Source organism: Odoribacter sp. AF15-53 (assembly GCF_003479425.1).
In the GTDB taxonomy this organism is placed as follows: domain Bacteria; phylum Bacteroidota; class Bacteroidia; order Bacteroidales; family Marinifilaceae; genus Butyricimonas.
The window spans coordinates 1-623 of sequence record NZ_QUHC01000044.1; the positions used below are offsets into that span (position 1 = coordinate 1).

The window sequence follows — 623 nt, forward strand, 5'->3', positions numbered from 1 at the left end:
CAAAATGGCGATTAGCTGCCGAACATTATCAGTCATTAAAACCAGTAGAACATGGGAAAGCAATTTGAATTCTATTCGCATAAAAATGATGATGAGATGATTGCAAATACGCTTAGAAGTGTATTTGGAGAGTTGTTGTGTGTCCCACATTATAAAGGAGATTTATCTCCTTTTGACATTTGTGCTAATGACCGGAAGATGTATTTGACCGGAAAATCTTTCCAACAATATATATCATATTATACACATGAATATTATGATGGAACAACAGCTGAAGTATTGGACTATGTGAAAAGTCCAGTTTTAGAATATAGAGTTCCTTTTCAAAGGGAAGATATGGCATACATTGCTGGACGTTTTTATTGCTGTTCTGATAATAATGATTTTTCTCAAATGGTTTCCAAGTTTTTTCGTAAAATCAAAAAGAAATTTCTATACGTGAAATTTTGGAAGTGCTATATATCAAACAGCATAGATGTGGAAGCATCTCAATTCTTTATACCGAATAGAATAATTACTATAAATAAAGAAGATTTGAAATAAAAGTGACTGATAACAAGCACCTGTGCCACCTCACGGCGGCAAGCTGCAAACCATTAGTGTCATATAAAATTATAATGAAA

1 protein-coding gene is annotated in these 623 nt (G+C 32.7%); it reads left to right on the forward strand.

All coding sequences use genetic code 11. The features are described 5' to 3' along the window. Positions 1 to 51: 51 nt before the first annotated feature. Positions 52 to 543, forward strand: a complete 492-nt coding sequence (locus DWW52_RS20900; RefSeq protein WP_004326133.1) for a hypothetical protein — start codon at positions 52 to 54, stop codon at positions 541 to 543. The last annotated feature ends 80 nt before the right edge of the window (positions 544 to 623 follow it).

Coding starts and splice junctions, on each gene's coding strand:
- DWW52_RS20900 (WP_004326133.1), top strand. CDS start 52: ATGGGAAAGCAATTTGAATTCTATTCGCATAAAAATGATGATGAGATG.